At 63.0% G+C, this 805-nt stretch carries 1 protein-coding gene; it reads right to left on the reverse strand.

Going from position 1 to position 805, the window contains the following annotated elements; genetic code table 11:
* A partial coding sequence (locus AC5RWX_RS33905) for a hypothetical protein (protein WP_494100521.1) occupies positions 1-345 on the reverse strand: 345 nt, incomplete at its 3' end.
* Between the last annotated feature and the right edge of the window lie 460 nt (positions 346-805).

Consider the following 805-nt stretch of genomic DNA (forward strand, 5'->3'; position numbering starts at 1 on the left):
CACGGTCCTGACGAGGCCGATCACCAAAGTCACGCCGCTCACCACGGTCCTGACGAGGCCGATCACCAAAGTCACGCCGCTCACCACGGTCCTGACGCGGCCGATCACCCTGCGCACGCCGATCACCACGGTCCTGACGAGGCCGATCACCAAAGTCACGCCGCTCACCACGATCCTGACGAGGCCGATCACCCTGCGCACGCCGATCACCAAAATCGCCGCGCTCCTGACGGGGACGGTCGCCGAAGTCACGCCGCTCACCACGATCCTGACGCGGCCGATCACCCTGCGCACGCCGATCACCAAAATCGCGACGCTCACCACGGTCCTGACGAGGACGATCATCCCTAGAACGGTAGCCGCCGTCAGTGCTCGACGGGTTACTACTACGGTTATCGTAGTCAGGGCGCTTCCGCTCACCGCTCTCGCTGGAGCGGCCAGCACCGGACCGGTCGTAGTTGCCTCGGCCTGCACCCCTGTCGTCTCGTCCTTCACGACCCCGGAAATCAGCCATGCCGGAACTCCTCTCAGTGCGGGCCGGGTCAATCGAACCAACCACAGCCATCAAAATCTCTGTAAACGTTGTCTTGTTTCGGGCGCAGATTTTCCTGGCGCGCCCATACCATCGATCCATTCTAGTGCAGTCAACGGTTCACCATCTCGCGCTGAGCCGAGGCCTGGCTGTGACTCCACTAACGAAGCCAGGCTGTTAAACGGGGAAGGCCCCGCCGTCGTTGGCGGGGCCTTCCCTTTAATGAGTGTCCGGCGGTGACCTACTCTCCCACACCCTCCCGAGTGCAGTACC

The organism is Arthrobacter sp. SPT-J7, from assembly GCF_059089965.1.